We start from the raw sequence: 17,571 nt of genomic DNA, 5'->3' as shown, positions 1-17,571 counted from the left end.
CTGTCTTCCTTTTCGTCTTAATGGCTACGGAAATTTTAACATAAAGCGGCTTTGAATGCGAAAAACAATCAGTTGCCGCGGACTGTTTTCTTGAATATTCGACCGTTTTTAAAAATACACCTTTATTAAACAGATATTATGATGATAAAATGTTGTTGAAAGGACCAAAAACAAAGGGGGAAACGCTTCTTGAGTGATCAAACATTAAAAATGATTTCGATCGCCATTTATATGGTGCTGATGCTCTGGATCGGCTGGGTGGCTTACCGGCGGACGAGCAACCTCGATGATTATATGCTCGGCGGACGTTCGCTCGGCCCTGCAGTTGCTGCTTTAAGCGCAGGCGCTGCCGATATGAGTGGATGGCTGTTGATGGGCCTGCCGGGCGGTATTTATCTGACCGGGCTTGCTGATGCATGGATTGCGATCGGACTTACGATTGGGGCCTATTTAAACTGGCGGCTTGTGGCACCGCGTCTCCGCTCCTATACAAAGGTGGCCGGTGATTCCATTACGATCCCTTCTTATCTTGAAAACCGTTTCAAAGACCCGACCAAAATGCTGCGGCTTGTTTCTGCACTTGTCATTTTAATTTTCTTTACGCTTTATGTATCTTCCGGGATGGTATCCGGGGCCGTCTTTTTTGAAAACTCATTCCATACGTCCTATTATTTAGGGCTGATCATCGTTGCGGGCGTTGTTGTGTTGTACACGCTTTTCGGCGGGTTTCTCGCTGTTTCATGGACCGATTTTGTCCAAGGGCTGATCATGGTCATCGCGCTCGTTCTTGTGCCGATTGTGGCTTTTACCAAAACGGGCGGGCCGGTTGAAACTTTCCATACCGTGAAATCGATCAATCCGGATTTGCTGGACTTTTTCAAAGGGACAACGGCATTGGGGATCATTTCCGCGCTCGCGTGGGGGCTCGGCTATGTCGGCCAGCCGCATATTATTGTCCGTTTCATGGCAATTAAATCGGTAAAAGAAACAAAAAGCGCGCGCAGAATCGGGATCAGCTGGATGATTTTATCGCTGATCGGCACATCCCTTACTGCGCTGATCGGGATCGCTTATTTCCATCAGCCCGGCCATAAATTGGATAATCCGGAAACGGTTTTTATCCAGCTTGGGCAGATTTTATTCCATCCGCTCATTGCCGGATTTGTGCTGGCAGCAGTGCTTGCGGCGATTATGAGCACCGTCTCGTCCCAGCTGCTTGTCACTTCAAGTGCGCTGACAGAAGATCTGTATAAGCTCTTCTTCCGTCGCAATGCTTCGGATAAAGAGTCGGTATTTTTCGGAAGGCTCGCGGTGCTTGTTGTTTCTGTTGTCGCTGCATTGCTCGCTTTAAACCGCGATTCCACCATTTTGCAGCTTGTCAGCTATGCATGGGCCGGGTTTGGCGCATCATTCGGGCCGGTGATCTTTTTGAGCCTGTTCTGGCGCAAGATGAACCACTGGGGCGCCCTTTTCGGTATGATTGTGGGTGCCGTGACAGTGATTATCTGGACCGTGTCAGGAATGGATGCCAAATTGTACTCCATGGTACCGGGTTTTGCCTTTAACCTGATTGTCAGCATGGTGATCAGCATCGCAACCTACAAACACCATGCAGGCATTGAAGAAGAATTTAATGACAGCCTTTCCGCAATGAAAAAGGAAAGTTGATTGTAAAAAACGTCGAAAGCTTTTTATACTGCTTCCGGCTTTTTCAATGGAGCAGGGGTTGCACAAAATGCCGGGTTGGACTACAGATTTAAAAAACGCCGGCAGTCTGCGTGTATGCTTCCGGCGTTTAATCTTGTCCTACAGGCATTATTTCCAATCAGAGATGGCTCAGACTTCCAAAATCTGGGACTTCTTTCCGGTCTTTTCACCAAGGCGGTTGGTGCTAAAAACCCGCAATGGCAGTGTTTTCAAAAGCCGGCAACCTGCATACCCGCTTCCCGTTCTTTTGTCAGTCAGCCTTGTCCGGCGGGCGGATGTTGCCAATCAGAGATGGCACAGATTTTAAAAACCGGGACTGCTTCCGGTTTTTTACCAAGATGGTTGTTGCTAAAAACCCAGGATGACAGTGTTTTCACAAAAGCCCGCTTCCCGTTCTTTTGTCAGTCAACCCTGTCTTGCGGGCGGATTTTATCAAGCGGCGCAAAGACTTCGAGATGGCGGTACAGGTTTTCAAAAACAGCAGGGGCTTCTCCGCCGAGTTCGCCGTCCAGATTTAATAAAATTTTATCCGGTGAATGAACTTTTACGCGGCTGGCGGAGGTGTAAATGACGTTCGGGTCATTCAAATGTTCACCGCGCAGCGCAAGGGTAACAACCCGGATGAACTCAGCCAGGTTCGTTTTTTTCAAAATCATTAACGTAAACAGGCCGTCATTGATTGAAGAGTCCGGAGCAAGTTTTTCAAAGCCGCCAATGGAATTCGTCAGGCCGATTAAAAACATCATCGCTTCGCCTTCAAACAGCTTCCCGTCATATTCAATCGTCATCTGAGTCGCGCGGATCGAAGGCAGCATTTCAATCCCTTTTAAATAATAGGCGAGCTGGCCGAGCATCGTCTTCAGCCGGCTTGGCACATCATATGTCAGTTCCGTGAGCCGCCCGCCGCCACCGATATTGATAAAATATTTCTCATTCATTTTCCCAATATCGACCGGAAGGGTATCGCCTTTTACGATAATTTCCGTTGCTGCCTGCACATCACGCGGGATTTGCAGGGCGCGCGCAAAATCATTGGTCGTACCCATTGGGATGACGCCGAGTTTCGGCCGGTAATCCTGTTCGGCAATGCCGTTGACGACTTCATTGATCGTGCCGTCCCCACCGGCTGCCACGACAATATCATACTTGCGTTCAACCGCTTTCCTTGCTGCTTTAATGGCATCCCCGCCGCCGGTTGTGGCATGGCAGGACGTTTCATATCCGGCCACCTCCAATTTTTGCAGCACATCCGGGAGATGGCGCTTAAACGCTTCACGGCCGGAAGTCGGATTATATATGATTCTTGCTCGTTTCATTCGCATCATCCTTATTTATGTTGATGTACATGCGTATTTATGTAATCCCGTTTCGCGCAGGCAAAGGACAGTTTCCCCAAAACAGACCCGGATAGGGAAACTGCTCGATATGTTGTCCGTTCTTTCTGCATGGGGCAAATCCTTCATACATCCACCGAATTATCATACAACTTTTTTGAAAAAAAATCCACTAACAGCAAGGTGCGGCGTGCGCCTTGGCCGCAAAAAGGCACATTTTCGGCTGCCGTGTGCGTAGGGACTGCCTTTGCCTTATACCAAAGTGGTTCAAGGAAAGGGGGACGTGCAGGCATGGATGATTTGTGCATGCACCCTAAAATTTTCCATACTTCCGCATCATCACGGGCTGAACAAACGGATGCCGCGCTCATTCAGAAATTGTATCGTTTCCAGCAGAGCATCTTCGCCGATCTTGTATACTTCCCCGATGGTATCTTTCCAGCGGGCGAAATCCCGCATGTGCAGCTCGCGGATATTGCGGTAGTTCATAATTTTTAATGAGCGGTCGCGCAAATAGTAGCATTCCCGCCCGTTGAAGCGAACGGCGGTCACCCTGCGCATCGTCTGATTGGCGTTGTCGTCAAGGTATGATGCACGAATATCTTCTTTCAAATCGTCTTCCGTAAGCGGCAGCCATTCAATTGTTTTTTTCACAAAAGATTTCCCATTTGAACGGCGGTCGATTTCGTAACGGCCGGGCTCAAGCTGCGTAAAAATGATATCTTCACCAAAACCATGGAGCACGTGGCGCCGTTTTGCCTCAAGTTCAACCGGCTTCATGATCGGGGAGCCGTAGCCGACATCCACGTACAGTTTTTTTTCGTTTAATAAAACCATCAGCGCGACATGGCCGGGCACCACACGCACAAACGAGCATTGAAAACCCAAGCCACGCAACAGCCGCGCAAAATTGATGTTTAATGTAAAACAGGTGCCGCCCCATCCTTTTTCCCATAAATGCTCCACAAAAGTCTCAAACGGAGGTATGTAAATCCCCTCACGGAAGTAATGAAACTTGCTGAACGTTTCATAGGGGACACAAGAAAGATGGTGCTGGATGAGCCGCTGCAAAAAATTCAGCCCCGGCTCTTCACGTTCAAGCTTTAAGTAATTCAAATAAGCCTCCACCTGTTCTTCCATTTTCTTTTCCCCTTTCAAGTGCTTTATCCGTTCTTTTCGCTGCCCGGCATGAAAAAACCTTTTTTTCGCAACAACAGGGATGAAAAAAGTGACTCGACATGCATCCTTATTCTATTTTAAACGTTTCTGCACTAGACGCACAGCTTACAGGCTCTTTATTTCCTTATTGGAGTTTTTAAAAGGACAGTTTGCTCCCGGTCCGGTACTCTTTTTTGTCTTTTTAAGCCCTCCAAAAGGACAATTGGCCCCGGGTCTGGCTCTCTTTTGTCTTTTTGAAGCCCCCAAAAGGACAATTCGAACGGATTCCAGTTCCCTTTTGTCTTTTTAAACCCTCCAAAAGGACAGTTCGACCGGATTTCAATCCCCTTTTGTCTTTTTGAACCCTCCAAAAGGACAATTCGACCGGATTTCGGCTCTCTTTTTGGTCTTTTTTTGAAGCCTTCAAAAATCAATTTGCCCATCCCGGTTTCCACCCCTCCAAAACCTGTCTCTCAAAGGGTGCATGCCCATTTTTACAACGTTTTCCGGACGGGCGCTGCTTAAAAGATGATTCCATTTTTGTCTATTATTTTTTGGTGAAAGTTTATTCCTGCTAGATCGTGGTATATATGACACCGTAAGCGATATTCAAAATCACCGAACAAAGGAGAGATTTGAAATGGCAGACAAAGATAAAAAAATGACAGTAGAAGAAGCAGGTCGCAAAGGCGGAGAAGCTACTGCTGACAGTCACGATAAAGAATTCTATCAAGAAATTGGTAAAAAGGGTGGAGAAACCACTTCCGAAAAACACGGCAAAGAATTCTATCAGGAAATTGGTAAAAAAGGTGGAGAAGCCACTGCCGACAGCCATGACAAAGATTTCTATCAAGAAATTGGAGAAAAAGGCGGTAACGCAAGAGCGAAAAACAACGGTGAAGATTAAGAGGAATGGTTTCACCCAAACCGGTTCAGCCCGCACGCTGAACCGGTTTTTTGCCGTATTCGTACTCTCTTTCTTTTTCTCCAATTGTTACCCTTATTATAGCACAGCCTACGTTATTTGGCAGTACATTTTGAAAAGACACGCAATTTGGATGCGCTTACATAAAAAGAGCCGGCATCCACTTTGCCCGCTCTTTTTATGCATTCTATTCAACTGGCAACTTTATCGCAAGTGTTTTAAGCTTCTACCGGATTTGCCTGTTTTTCAACAGTTTCTTCGATCAAATTCCGGATTTTCACTTTTAAAAAATGTTCTTTGCAATAATAACCGAGCAGTTTATTTGTTTTCCAGTCATACACCGGATAAACAGCATCAATTTCTTTGCCGGCTTTTCTCAAACAATATGCACACGTGGTTGTCAGTTCAAATAAGCAATCACACATTGTTTGCAGCCTCCTATCGTCAATTTCACCCTTTCGTTATATACCCGGTCACCAAATTTTAAAACAAAAAAAGCGGTGGGGCACACCGCTTTTTTTGAAAACTTAACGTTTATTCATTTCCTGAATCAGCAGTTTATTGACAATCGGTGGGTTGGCCTGCCCTTTTGTTGCTTTCATGACCTGTCCGACCAAAAAGCCGAGCGCCCGGTCTTTTCCGTTTTTATAGTCAATAATGGATTGTTCGTTTTTATCCAGCACTTCTGTTACAATTTTTAAAAGCTCGCCTTCATCAGAAATTTGCACAAGTCCTTTTTCCTTGACGATTTTTTCCGGGTCGCCGCCTTTTTCGACCAGTTCGCGGAACACTTTCTTCGCCAATTTTGAAGAGAGCGTGCCGTTTTCGATCAATTTGATCATGCCGGCAAGGCTTTCTGGTGTCAGAGCAATATCATGCAGTTCTTTCTGGGCTGAATTCAAGTACGCGGACACTTCGCCCATCAGCCAGTTCGATGCCTGTTTTGCATCGGCGCCGGCTGCGATCGTCGCTTCAAAGAAATCGGACATTTCTTTCGTGAGTGTGAGCACCATGGCATCATAAGCCGGGAGCCCGAGTTCTTCCGTGTAACGCTTTTTCCGTTCATCCGGAAGTTCCGGGATTTCGGCGCGCACCCGTTCTTTCCAGGCGTCATCAATATACAGATCCACAAGATCCGGTTCCGGGAAATAGCGGTAATCGTCCGAGCCTTCTTTCACCCGCATCAAAATCGTTTTGCCGGTTGCTTCGTCAAAACGGCGTGTTTCCTGTTGGATCACACCGCCTGCAAGCAGCACTTGTTTCTGGCGTTCCTGCTCATACTGCAGGCCTTTGCGCACATAGTTGAACGAGTTCAAGTTTTTCAGTTCGGTTTTCGTGCCGAATGTTTCCTGCCCGATTGGACGGATGGAAATATTGGCATCGCAGCGGAGTGACCCTTCTTCCATTTTGCAGTCGGAAACGCCGGTATATTGAATGATGGATTTTAATTTTTCAAGATACGCATACGCTTCTTCCGGCGTACGAATATCCGGTTCCGAAACAATTTCAATTAGTGGCGTGCCTTGGCGGTTCAAATCGACGAGAGAATACCCTTCATTTGCCGCGTGGAACAGTTTCCCGGCGTCTTCTTCCATGTGAATACGGGTAATACCGATCTTTTTCTTTATGCCGTCCACTTCGATTTCAATCCAGCCGTTTTTCCCGATCGGTTTATCAAATTGGGAAATCTGATAGGCTTTCGGGTTGTCCGGGTAAAAATAGTTTTTCCGGTCGAATTTCGTTTCGGTTGCAATTTCGCAGTTCAGCGCCATGGCCGCCTTCATTGCGTAGTCAACCACTTTTTTATTCAGTACCGGAAGCACCCCCGGATAGCCGAGATCAATAACATTTGTGTTCGTATTCGGTTCTGCCCCGAAATGCGCAGGCGCCGGCGAGAAAATTTTCGTATTGGTTTTGAGTTCAACGTGCACTTCAAGTCCGATCACTGTTTCAAAATTCATCTTTTTCACCCCTTACAATTGCGGTTTTTGGTTATGGAAGTCCGTCGCCTGTTCAAATGCGTGGGCAACGCGGTACACGGTGCTTTCGTCAAAATGCTTCCCGATGATTTGCAGCCCTAATGGCAGCCCACCTGCAAACCCACATGGAACAGAGATCCCCGGAACGCCTGCCAAGTTGACCGGAATGGTTAAAATATCATTCGCATACATCGTTAACGGATCTTCTATTTTTTCCCCGATTTTAAAAGCCGGCGTCGGCGTGGTCGGCCCGATGATGACATCATATTTTTCGAGTACATCGTCAAAGTCTTTTTTGATCAGGGTGCGGGCCTGTTGTGCTTTCTTGTAATACGCATCGTAATAGCCTGCACTTAGCGCAAAAGTTCCAAGCATGATGCGGCGTTTTACTTCGTCCCCAAAACCTTCCGAACGGGTCTTTTTATATAATTCTTCGAGGTTCGTGGCGTTTGGCGAACGGTAGCCGTAGCGGACGCCGTCGAAACGGGCCAGGTTGGAAGACGCTTCGGATGAAGCAAGCAAATAATAGGTGGCCACGCCGTATTTCGAATGCGGCAGCGACACTTCTTCCCATGTGGCACCGAGCTTTTCCAGCACTTTCAAGGCATTGAGAACAGCCTGGCGTGCTTCTTCGCTGACGCCTTCACCTAAGTATTCTTTTGGCACGGCAATTTTCAAGCCTTTTACATCACCTTTGAGCGCCTCCACATAGTTCGGCACTTCCACGTCGGCTGAGGTAGAATCATGCCGGTCAAGCCCGGAAATCGCCTGTAAAAGATAGGCATTGTCTTCCACGGTCCGGGTAATCGGCCCGATCTGGTCGAGCGAAGAGGCGAATGCGACAAGGCCAAAACGGGAAACGCGCCCGTAAGTCGGCTTCATTCCGACAACCCCGCAAAATGCGGCCGGCTGGCGGATCGAGCCACCGGTATCGGATCCAAGCGCAAACGGTACTTCTCCCGCTGCCACGGCTGCAGCCGAACCACCGGAAGAACCGCCCGGCACCGTATCCAGGTTCCAAGGGTTACGGGTGATTTGGAATGCGGAATTTTCCGTCGACGAACCCATCGCAAATTCATCCATATTCAATTTGCCGATTGTGATCGTCTTTTCCTTATGTAATTTTTCCATAACCGTGGCATCATAAATGGGATCGAAGTTTTCAAGGATTTTGCTGGCACAGGTTGTCCGCAAATCTTTCGTGACAATATTGTCCTTGATTCCGATCGGCATGCCGAACAGCACATTTTCAGCTTCCGGCGAGCCGATTTTGCCGTCCAGTTCCGCTGCGGTTTTGCGGGCCCGTTCTTCATCTAACGTTAAAAAAGCTTTCACTTTGTCGTCTGTTTCTGAAATCTTTTGATACGCTTCATCAACAAGTTCTGATACTTTAACTTCCTTATTATGTAAAAACTCGTGGAGCTCCGAGATTTTATGGTCAAATAAAGACATGCTTTCCCCTCCTTATTCTACAATTGTCGGCACACGGATCATGCCGTCCTGAGTATCCGGTGCATTTTTCAACACAAGCTCGCGCGGCAGTCCTTTTTCCACCGTATCTTCGCGCATCACATTGCGGATTTCGAGTACGTGCGTGGTCGGCGGAACCCCGGTTGTGTCAAGTTCATTTAATGATTCCGCAAAATGGATAATATCCCCCAGCTGTTTCGTAAACTTTTCCGTTTCCGTCTCATTCATTTCAAGGCGTGCCAGGTCGGCAACGTGTTGGACTTGTTCTTTTGAAATATCAGGCATAGCCTTTCACCTCCGTTATAAAAGTCACATCAATTGTACGTGGAACCAATCGGGCGTGCAGTTCATTGCCCCGCAGCACAACCCGGAAAGCGGGGCCTGACTGTCCGTTCATATGGGGCGAATCGAACCCTGCAATACTATTGATCATAGCAGAAAAGCCCGCCCTTAAGCAAGGGGGGCGCCAGGGTTGCAAAAAAGAAAACGGGCAGGCTTTGCTTAGGCCTGCCGTGTTTTGGCATGTTCCAATTTAATGAATGAATTGTTCCTGCTCGGTCGATCCTGTGAGTGCGGTGGTGGAAGAAGTGCCGCCTGAGATGACCATCGAGACTTCATCGAAATAACCGGTCCCGACTTCGCGCTGATGGCGTGTTGCCGTGTAACCATATTGTTCGTTTGCAAATTCGGCCTGCTGCAGTTCGGAATAGGCTGCCATGCCGCGGTCGCGGTAGTTGCGGGCCAGTTCAAACATGCTGTGGTTCAAGGCATGGAAGCCGGCAAGCGTAACGAACTGGAATTTATAGCCCATGCGCGCAATTTCTTTCTGGAAGTTCGCAATTGTTTTGTCATCGAGTTTCTTCTTCCAGTTGAACGACGGCGAGCAGTTGTAAGCCAAAAGTTTACCCGGGAATTTTTCATGGATCGCTTCTGCAAACCGGCGTGCTTCGTCCAGATTCGGCTCACTCGTTTCGCACCAGATCATATCGGCATATGGCGCGTAAGCAAGGCCGCGGGCAATCGCCTGGTCTATGCCTGCTTTTGTGCGGTAAAAACCTTCCGCTGTCCGTTCCCCGGTGATAAACGGCGCATCATATGGGTCAACATTGCTTGTGATCAGATTTGCCGCATTTGCATCCGTACGGGCAATGATAACGGTCGGCACGCCCATGACATCAGCAGCAAGGCGGGCTGCAATCAAGTGGCGGATAGCTGTTTGTGTCGGCTGCAACACTTTGCCGCCCAAATGGCCGCATTTCTTCTCGGATGAAAGCTGGTCTTCAAGATGGACAGACGCGGCACCCGCTTCGATCATCGCTTTTGTCAGTTCGAATACGTTTAACGGGCCGCCAAAACCGGCTTCTGCATCGGCAACGATCGGCGCAAACCAATCAATCCGTTCGTCCCCTTCTGCATGGTGGATCTGGTCGGCACGCTGCAGGGCCTGGTTGATCCGTTTGACGACATTCGGCACGCTGTTCGCCGGATACAGGCTTTGGTCCGGATACATTTGCCCGGCAAGGTTCGCATCAGCTGCAACCTGCCAGCCGCTTAAATAAATGGCTTTCAATCCGGCCTTTACCTGCTGGACGGCCTGATTTCCCGTGAGTGCACCCAATGCATGGATATAATCTTCCGTATGCAGCAGATTCCAGAATTTTTCCGCCCCCCTGCGCGCCAAAGTATATTCAATTTGAACAGAACCCCTCAGTTTGAGCACGTCTTCCGGAGCATACGGGCGGACAATCCCCTGCCACCTTTCATCTTTCTCCCAGCTTCGTTTCAATTCAAGCGCTTTTTCGTTTACCATCAAAAATTCCTCCCATTTTTTCAATATAATGTAAATCCGCAGGCAAAATAAGGCTTTCCCGGGGTTCAAACGATTCCCCTTTATACGGCTGCGGCTAAAGCAGCTAACATATAGAGCTTACGATATTCATATGATACCTCTCTACATGACTGCAGAGCTTTCCATTGTACGTCTCCCCTTGTTACGGACATGCCTCGTTAAATCACCTTTCGATCAGCCCAGCAATTCATACGCCGGTAAGGTTAAAAATTCAATAAATTCGTCTTCTTTAACAAGCCGGTCAAATAAGGCTACTGCTTCTTCAAAACGGCCGGCCCGGTAATATTCCTCCCCGATTTCCCGGCGGATGCGTTCCAGTTCTTCCGCTTTGATTTGTTCATATAGCTCAATCGTCACTTTTCTGCCGTCTTGAAGCACGCCCTTCGGATGGCGAATCCAGTGCCAAAGCTGGGTGCGAGAAATTTCAGCCGTCGCCGCATCTTCCATTAAGTTCGAGATCGGCACAGCACCCCTTCCCCTGAGCCAGGATTCGATGTACTGGATGCCGGCATAAATGTTTTCACGGATTCCTTTTTCCGTGATTTCCCCTTGCGGCACAGCAAGCAGATCATCTGCCGTCGCCGTAAAATCCATCTGCTTGCCGGAGTGGATTTGGTTCGGCTCAGGCATTTCTTTATTAAATGCTTCCAAGGCGACTGGCACAAGCCCAGGATGCGCAACCCAGGTGCCGTCATGCCCGTCTCTTGCTTCCCGCTCTTTATCGGCACGCACCTTTTGGAAGGCTTCTTCATTTTTTGCCGGGTCGTCTTTTACCGGGATCTGCGCGGCCATTCCCCCGATTGCCGGCGCATTCCGGCGGTGGCACGTCTTAATGGTCAAAAGCGAATAAGCGCGCATAAACGGGACCGTCATGGTGACAAGAGACCTGTCTGGCGTAATAAACTGCGGATTGGTACGCAGTTTTTTAATATAGCTGAAAATATAGTCCCAGCGCCCGCAGTTGAGGCCTGCCGAATGCTCTTTCAGTTCGTAAAGGATTTCGTCCATTTCAAATGCAGCCATAATCGTTTCAATCAGGACAGTCGCTTTAATGGTGCCTTTCGGGATGCCGATATACTTTTGAGCAAAGATAAAAACATCATTCCAAAGGCGCGCTTCCAGATGGCTTTCCATTTTTGGCAGGTAAAAGTACGGGCCTGTGCTGTTTTCAAGGAGCCTGCGGGCATTATGGAAGAAGTAAAGCCCGAAATCTGTTAAACTGCCGGATATAGGTTTACCGTCTACTAAAATATGTTTCTCTTCCAAATGCCATCCGCGCGGTCTGACGATTAAGACAGCGGGATGATCGGCCAGTTTGTATTCTTTTCCATTCGGCCCGGTAAAAGTAATCGTCCGGTTGACCGCATCACGGAGATGGATCTGGCCTTCAATGATATTCTCCCATGTCGGGGAAGTAGCATCTTCAAAGCAGGCCATAAATATTTTTGCGCCTGAATTCAAAGCATTGATCACCATTTTCCGGTCAACCGGCCCGGTAATCTCCACACGCCTGTCCTGCAAATCTTCGGGAAGCGGGGCAATGGTCCAGTCGGATTCGCGGATGGAGGCCGTTTCTTCGAGAAAATGTGGAAGCTTGCCCGATTTGATTTCTTCATCGCGCTTTTTTCTGTAGGCCAGCAGTTCACGCCGCCTTTCGCCGAAATGCCGCTCCAGCTGTTCCAAAAATTGCAGCGCTTCCGGGGTCAATATGTCGTCATACCCGTCATGGATGGATCCCGTTACGGTAATGCCTGGTGCTTTGGTCTCCATATCTGCACTCCCTTTCCTTGTTATAATACAGTATGTTTTGCATGTTTTTATTATATAACAGTGTTTTCAAAAATGGTAGCCTTTTTTTGAAAAAAACTTAAAAAATGTTTTCCTTTTTTGAAATGTGACATACTAAAAAAAGAGCAGATACAATTTTCATGTATCTGCTCTTTTTTCAGTTATAAATGTGGACGGTCGGGTCTTTTGCTTTTGATTCTCTTACAATGAGCGCTTTTGCTTCATTGTTAGCCGTGATGCTCACTTGTAAATTGACATAATCCGGGAAGGTTTTGACCACCAAGCCGGCGACATATTGCGTAAAGGCAATGACTTCCGCCTGGCCATAAAACTGGATCGGAATGTCGATGCTTAAATCAGCAAGCTGCCCGTCGCTGTATCTTGCCCTGCCAATACACCCGGTGTAATTCGGGAAAAAGTCTTCAATGTCCGTTTTAAAATTCTCAAATGTTTTCTCATCATCACGATGGGCTTTTTCCGCATCGTCGGACGGGAACAAATAATATTTTTCATTGATGTTTTTCCAATCGTCTGCAGATGTGCTGTTTGCCGGAACGGTAGCGTAAGCAAAGTAATTTCCGGGAATAACGGAATCCTTGCTCTGCTGTTTGTACAGCCCGATCGTAATCGGGACATTTTTCAATCCATCCATCTTGCGCAGGCGCTGGACGACTTCCGATGCAATCTGCTTCCCTTTTTCGTCCAGCGTTTTTTGGGAAATATTGACGTCATACGTGGAACCGTACTTTTCCGTCTGATAGTAATAAACCGAGTTCAGGGCAAGCCCGATGGCAACGCCGGACAGTTTGACGTTCCCTTTGCTGTCTTTTGTTAAATAATCCTGTTCGAGAATTTGCGCCAAATAAATCGGGTTTTTCTCGTTTTGCTGCTTTGCCGATCCTTTTTCATCATTCACCGGATTCAGCCCGACATTGTCCTGTTCTTTCAGGCCTTTCTTTTTCAACTGGTCTACCGTATATTTCCGGTTCAGCCATTTTGTTATGGTGTCGGAAGTCAGATACTGGCCTTCCTGAAAAAGATAGTCATCCGGCGGGTAGTTTCTCTGCGCAACCCGCATCAGGCCGGTTTCAAATTCCTCGATATCATATGAAGTATTTAAGTTGCTGACAACGAGCCCCCGCGATTTGCTCGTTTTATAGGGGTAAATATTTTTATAATACTGGTCGGAAATTTGGTAACTCGAAACAACGGATGTTTCTTTTTTATTGTTGCTTTTCTGGACCACTTTGTTATCCGAGCCGAAACCCGGTGAACAGCCTGCCAGTAAAACCATCGATATGATGAGGGGGTACCATTTTTTCATACTGCCTTTCCACCTTTTTGATTTCTCGCTTTCCCTTGCATTTATGAATGGAGCCGTTCCAAAAACGCTGCTTCATCCCATACTTCAATGCCGAGCTGTTCCGCTTTGGTCAGCTTTGTGCCCGCATCTTCCCCGGCGATGACAAGGTCGGTATTTTTGCTCACGCTGCCGGTCACATTTGCCCCGAGCGCCTCCAGTTTTTCTTTTGCTTCGTTGCGGGTCATGTTCACCAGTTTTCCGGTTAAAACGACCGTCTTTCCGGCAAAAGGCGAATCTGCATTGCGCTTTTCCGCACGTTTGGGGCCTTTATAAACCATGTTGACCCCGAGTGCAGCCAATTCCCGGACCAGGCCAAGCGCTTCTTCATTTTCAAAATACGCAGCAATGGAATCCGCCATCTTTTCGCCAATATCGGGTATGGCCTCCAGTTCTTCACGCGTTGCTTTCGACAGCCGTTCCATTGTTTCAAAATGCGCTGCTAAAATTTTCGCAGCTTTGGCGCCGACATGGCGGATGCCGAGGCCGAACAGCAATTTTTCCAGCGAATTCTTTTTTGAGGCTTCAATTGCGGCAAGCAAATTGGAAACCGATTTTTCCCCCATTCTTTCTAATTGTAACAGTTCTTCTTTTTTCAGTCGGTAAATATCCGCAACATTGTGGATCAATTCATGCGCGAACAGCTGGCTGATGACCTTTTCCCCCAGCCCTTCAATATTCATCGCATTCCTTGATACGAAATGGATCAGCCCTTCGCGGATCTGCGCCGGGCAGTTCGGGTTAATACAGCGGAGCGCCACTTCATCCTCAAGGCGGACAAGCTCGCTGCCGCAGTCCGGGCAGTGGGACGGCATGGAAAATGCCTGCTCTTCGCCTGTCCTCCGTTCGGGAATCGGGCGGACCACTTCGGGAATAATGTCACCCGCTTTTTTCACCACCACATAGTCCCCAATCCGGATATCTTTTTCACGGATCAAATCTTCATTGTGGAGTGTGGCCCGCTGGACGGTTGTTCCGGCCACCCTTACCGGATTTAGTATCGCAGTTGGTGTGACGACCCCGGTACGGCCGACTTTTACTTCAATACCGGTCAGTTTAGTGACGACTTCTTCAGCAGGAAATTTATAGGCAATAGCCCAGCGCGGACTTTTCACCGTTGTGCCAAGGGCGGCTTCCTGGGCATAGTCATTTACCTTGATTACAATGCCGTCAATTTCATACGGAAGGGCCGGCCGTTTTTCCGTCCATTCCGCGATAAATTTAAGCACTTCCCCGATATCCCGGCATATTCTTGTTTCTTTATTGACCTTAAGGCCGAGCCTTTTCAAATACGCAAGCCCTTCGCTATGGGCGGAAATATCGAGCCCGGTTGTATCACCGATTGCATACATAAACGTATCAAGGTTCCGCGATGCCGCAATTTTCGGATCGAGCTGGCGAAGCGAGCCGGCTGCCGCATTGCGCGGATTGGCAAACGGTTCTTCCCCGTTTTCTTCTTTAATACGGTTCAATGCCTCGAAAGACTTTTTCGGCATAAAACATTCCCCGCGCGCCTCGATGGTAACCGGTTCATTCAACCTGAGTGGTATCGAGCGGACGGTTCTGAGGTTGGCCGTGATGTCTTCACCGATCGTCCCGTCCCCTCTTGTGGACCCTTGGACGAATAATCCATTCTCATATTTAAGCGAAATCGCCAGCCCGTCAATTTTTAGTTCGCACACGTATTCATATCGATAGCCGGCCGTCTCTCGGACTCTGCGGTCAAAATCGCGAAGGTCGGCTTCGTTAAAGGCATTTGCCAGACTGAGCATCGGTGTATCATGGACCACTTTGGCAAATCCGGATAAAGGTTCTCCTCCGACCCTTTGCGTTGGCGAATCCGGCGTGATCAACTCCGGATGCGCATTTTCAATCTCCTGCAGTTCACGCAAAAGCCTGTCGTATTCCGCATCCGGAACGCTCGGGCGGTCGAGCACATAATATTCATAACTGTACTGGTTGAGCAGTTTGCGCAGTTCGGCTGCCCGGGCGGCTGCCGCGTGATTATCCATGTGCAACAATCCTTTCCATCAGGGCAAAAGTGGCATTTGCCGCCTGTGTCCCTTTCGTTGTCCAGACTTATTCTATTCTATTTTTGTAATCGGCGCAAACTCGGCTAAAAGCCGTTTGATGCCGACAGGGCTCGGGAATGCAATGTCAAGTTCAGCTGATTTGCCTTCTCCCTTGACACTGACAACCGTGCCGATCCCCCATTTTTTATGTTCGGCTTTATCGCCCACTTGCCAGGAAGGATTGCCGGCCCTGTTTTGTTGCCAGGCAGGAACAACAGGCGGCCGTTTCTCTTTTCTTCTCGTATTGCCGCTTGAAACCTGGCGGAAATCGAGCCGGTCTTTTTCCTCCTTGCGAATATCCTCGATCAGTTCTTCCGGGATTTCATTGATAAACCGTGAAACAGGATTGATGTTCATGCGCCCGTAAAGCGTCCGCACTTCAGCATTGGTCAGGTACAGCTCCTCTTGTGCCCGCGTGACGCCGACATACATGAGCCGCCTTTCCTCTTCCATTTCCGCTTCGTCCATGAGGGAACGGCTGTGTGGGAAAATGCCCTCTTCCATGCCGATCAGGAAGACAACCGGAAATTCAAGCCCTTTGGCGGCATGTAACGTCATTAATACAACGGCATCTTTTTGTGCATCATCTTCTTCAAGCCGGTCAATATCCGCGACAAGCGCCAAATCCGTCAAAAAGGCAACAAGGCTTTTGTCATCGTTCTCTTTCTCAAATTCCTGGGCAACTGAAAGAAATTCATCAATATTTTCGAGCCGGCTTTCGGCTTCAAGCGATTTTTCCAGTTTCAGCGCATCCCGGTAGCCGGACTTGTCCAGCAATTCTTCCACCAGTTCGGTAACGGATAAATATTCCTGCATCCGGGTAAAATTGCTGATAAGCTCGTAAAATTCTCGGCAGGCTTTGGTAATTTTCGGACTGAGGCCGATAAAATCGATTTCCTGAAGTGCCGTAAATAAGGAAACATCCTGGTCCGCCGCATAACGCACGATCTTATCCAATGAAGTCTGACCGATCCCGCGTTTCGGCACATTGATAATCCGGGTCAGGCTGAGGTCGTCATCCGGATTGGCGATGACCCGCAAATACGCGAGAATATCTTTAATTTCTTTCCGGTCGTAGAAACGGGTGCCGCCGACGATATTGTAGGCAATGTTCGATTTCATCAATACTTCTTCGATGACACGGGACTGGGCGTTCGTGCGGTACAAAATGGCAATATCGGAGTACCGGCGTTTACCCGATGCAGTGAGTTCCTTAATTTTTCCGGCAACAAACTGCGCTTCCCCCTGTTCGCTGTCTGCCCGGTAATAGACGAGATTTTGCCCCTCATCGTTTTCCGTCCATAAATTTTTCTTTTTCCGGTTTGCGTTGTTTTCGATGACTTTATTGGCCGCCTGTAAAATTTTCTTCGTCGAGCGGTAGTTTTGCTCGAGCAAAATGACTTTCGCGTTCGGGTAATCTTTTTCAAATGACAAGATATTGGCAATATCCGCACCGCGCCAACGGTAAATCGACTGGTCATTATCCCCGACAACACACAAATTCTGAAACCTTGAAGCCAACAATTTCACAAGTGTATACTGGGATTTATTGGATATGGATAGGTAAGCCTTTGAAGTCATCTCCAGCTTTTCCCCCCATTCACACCGTACATGAGAGTTTCCCCTCATACGGCGTTCCATCAATTTGTTATCGCGTTATAATACCTACTATTTTATCGTTTCCAACCAAATCGCGAAGTTTGTTGATTTTATCTAGGGCATTCTCGTCTTTCTTTAGCTTTTGGTTGTTATCAGTCAACTAATCACCACCCGGTTACTGGCAGCTTTCGTTTCTCTTAGTCATACTCGAACCTGATAGACGATAAATGTAGTTGCTTTAACAAATTGACTAGTGGCTATCCCTCCATGATGTTTCCATCACCTCAACGGTACTGTGCCACCACTTTCACTGACATAAAGATAAGTTAT

12 protein-coding genes and 1 pseudogene are annotated in these 17,571 nt (G+C 48.0%); 2 read left to right on the top strand and 11 right to left on the bottom strand.

The genetic code is table 11. The features are described 5' to 3' along the window. Positions 1 to 189 precede the first annotated feature (189 nt). Positions 190 to 1,668, top strand: a complete 1,479-nt coding sequence (gene putP, locus BCOA_RS25660; RefSeq protein WP_014096927.1) for a sodium/proline symporter PutP — start codon at positions 190 to 192, stop codon at positions 1,666 to 1,668. 440 nt (positions 1,669 to 2,108) lie between these two features. Here putP and BCOA_RS25655 read toward each other — a convergent pair whose 3' ends face one another. Both BCOA_RS25655 and BCOA_RS25645 read right to left on the bottom strand, forming a co-directional pair. Further along, on the bottom strand, positions 2,109 to 3,023 hold the full coding sequence (locus BCOA_RS25655) for a diacylglycerol kinase (protein WP_014096926.1): 915 nt from the start codon (positions 3,021 to 3,023) through the stop codon (positions 2,109 to 2,111). 357 nt (positions 3,024 to 3,380) lie between these two features. Further along, positions 3,381 to 4,181, bottom strand: a complete 801-nt coding sequence (locus BCOA_RS25645; RefSeq protein WP_014096925.1) for an arylamine N-acetyltransferase — start codon at positions 4,179 to 4,181, stop codon at positions 3,381 to 3,383. 658 nt (positions 4,182 to 4,839) lie between these two features. On the opposite strand from BCOA_RS25645, the gene BCOA_RS25635 reads away from it, so the two are divergent. Continuing rightward, a complete protein-coding gene (locus tag BCOA_RS25635; protein WP_014096923.1) occupies positions 4,840 to 5,106 on the top strand; it encodes a general stress protein in 267 nt (88 codons plus the stop codon). A 236-nt stretch (positions 5,107 to 5,342) separates the two neighbouring features. Here the strand turns inward: BCOA_RS25635 and BCOA_RS25630 are convergent, their stop codons facing one another. The 9 genes and pseudogenes from BCOA_RS25630 to BCOA_RS25590 all read right to left on the bottom strand — a co-directional run. Beyond that, positions 5,343 to 5,549, bottom strand: coding sequence for a hypothetical protein (locus tag BCOA_RS25630; RefSeq protein ID WP_013860577.1), 207 nt, complete (start codon positions 5,547 to 5,549; stop codon positions 5,343 to 5,345). Positions 5,550 to 5,651: 102 nt separating this feature from the next. Further along, on the bottom strand, positions 5,652 to 7,085 hold the full coding sequence (gene gatB, locus BCOA_RS25625) for an Asp-tRNA(Asn)/Glu-tRNA(Gln) amidotransferase subunit GatB (RefSeq protein ID WP_014096922.1): 1,434 nt from the start codon (positions 7,083 to 7,085) through the stop codon (positions 5,652 to 5,654). 12 nt (positions 7,086 to 7,097) lie between these two features. Continuing rightward, positions 7,098 to 8,555 carry an Asp-tRNA(Asn)/Glu-tRNA(Gln) amidotransferase subunit GatA gene (gene gatA / locus BCOA_RS25620; protein ID WP_014096921.1) on the bottom strand — a complete coding sequence of 486 codons (1,458 nt, stop codon included), beginning with the start codon at positions 8,553 to 8,555 and terminating at the stop codon, positions 7,098 to 7,100. A gap of 12 nt (positions 8,556 to 8,567) precedes the next feature. Next, the gene (gene gatC / locus BCOA_RS25615) at positions 8,568 to 8,858 is read right to left on the bottom strand and encodes an Asp-tRNA(Asn)/Glu-tRNA(Gln) amidotransferase subunit GatC (protein ID WP_014096920.1); all 291 of its coding nucleotides are present in this window, start codon (positions 8,856 to 8,858) and stop codon (positions 8,568 to 8,570) included. Positions 8,859 to 9,105: 247 nt separating this feature from the next. Continuing rightward, a complete protein-coding gene (gene aceA, locus BCOA_RS25610) occupies positions 9,106 to 10,383 on the bottom strand; it encodes an isocitrate lyase (RefSeq protein WP_014096919.1) in 1,278 nt (425 codons plus the stop codon). A 213-nt stretch (positions 10,384 to 10,596) separates the two neighbouring features. Next, complete coding sequence (gene aceB / locus BCOA_RS25605; protein WP_014096918.1) at positions 10,597 to 12,192, bottom strand: malate synthase A; 1,596 nt, start codon at positions 12,190 to 12,192, stop codon at positions 10,597 to 10,599. Positions 12,193 to 12,367: 175 nt separating this feature from the next. Next, positions 12,368 to 13,534 carry a CamS family sex pheromone protein gene (locus BCOA_RS25600; RefSeq protein WP_014096917.1) on the bottom strand — a complete coding sequence of 389 codons (1,167 nt, stop codon included), beginning with the start codon at positions 13,532 to 13,534 and terminating at the stop codon, positions 12,368 to 12,370. Positions 13,535 to 13,575: 41 nt separating this feature from the next. Then, on the bottom strand, positions 13,576 to 15,582 hold the full coding sequence (gene ligA / locus BCOA_RS25595; RefSeq protein WP_014096916.1) for an NAD-dependent DNA ligase LigA: 2,007 nt from the start codon (positions 15,580 to 15,582) through the stop codon (positions 13,576 to 13,578). A 72-nt stretch (positions 15,583 to 15,654) separates the two neighbouring features. Continuing rightward, a pseudogene (locus BCOA_RS25590) lies at positions 15,655 to 17,196 on the bottom strand (3'-5' exonuclease); the annotation flags it as partial. Positions 17,197 to 17,571: the final 375 nt, after the last annotated feature.

Origin of the sequence: Heyndrickxia coagulans 36D1 (assembly GCF_000169195.2) — a bacterium.
Classification (GTDB): domain Bacteria; phylum Bacillota; class Bacilli; order Bacillales; family Bacillaceae_C; genus Weizmannia; species Weizmannia faecalis.
Note: the sequence above shows the minus strand (reverse complement) of the source record. Positions and strands in the feature narration are given on the sequence as shown.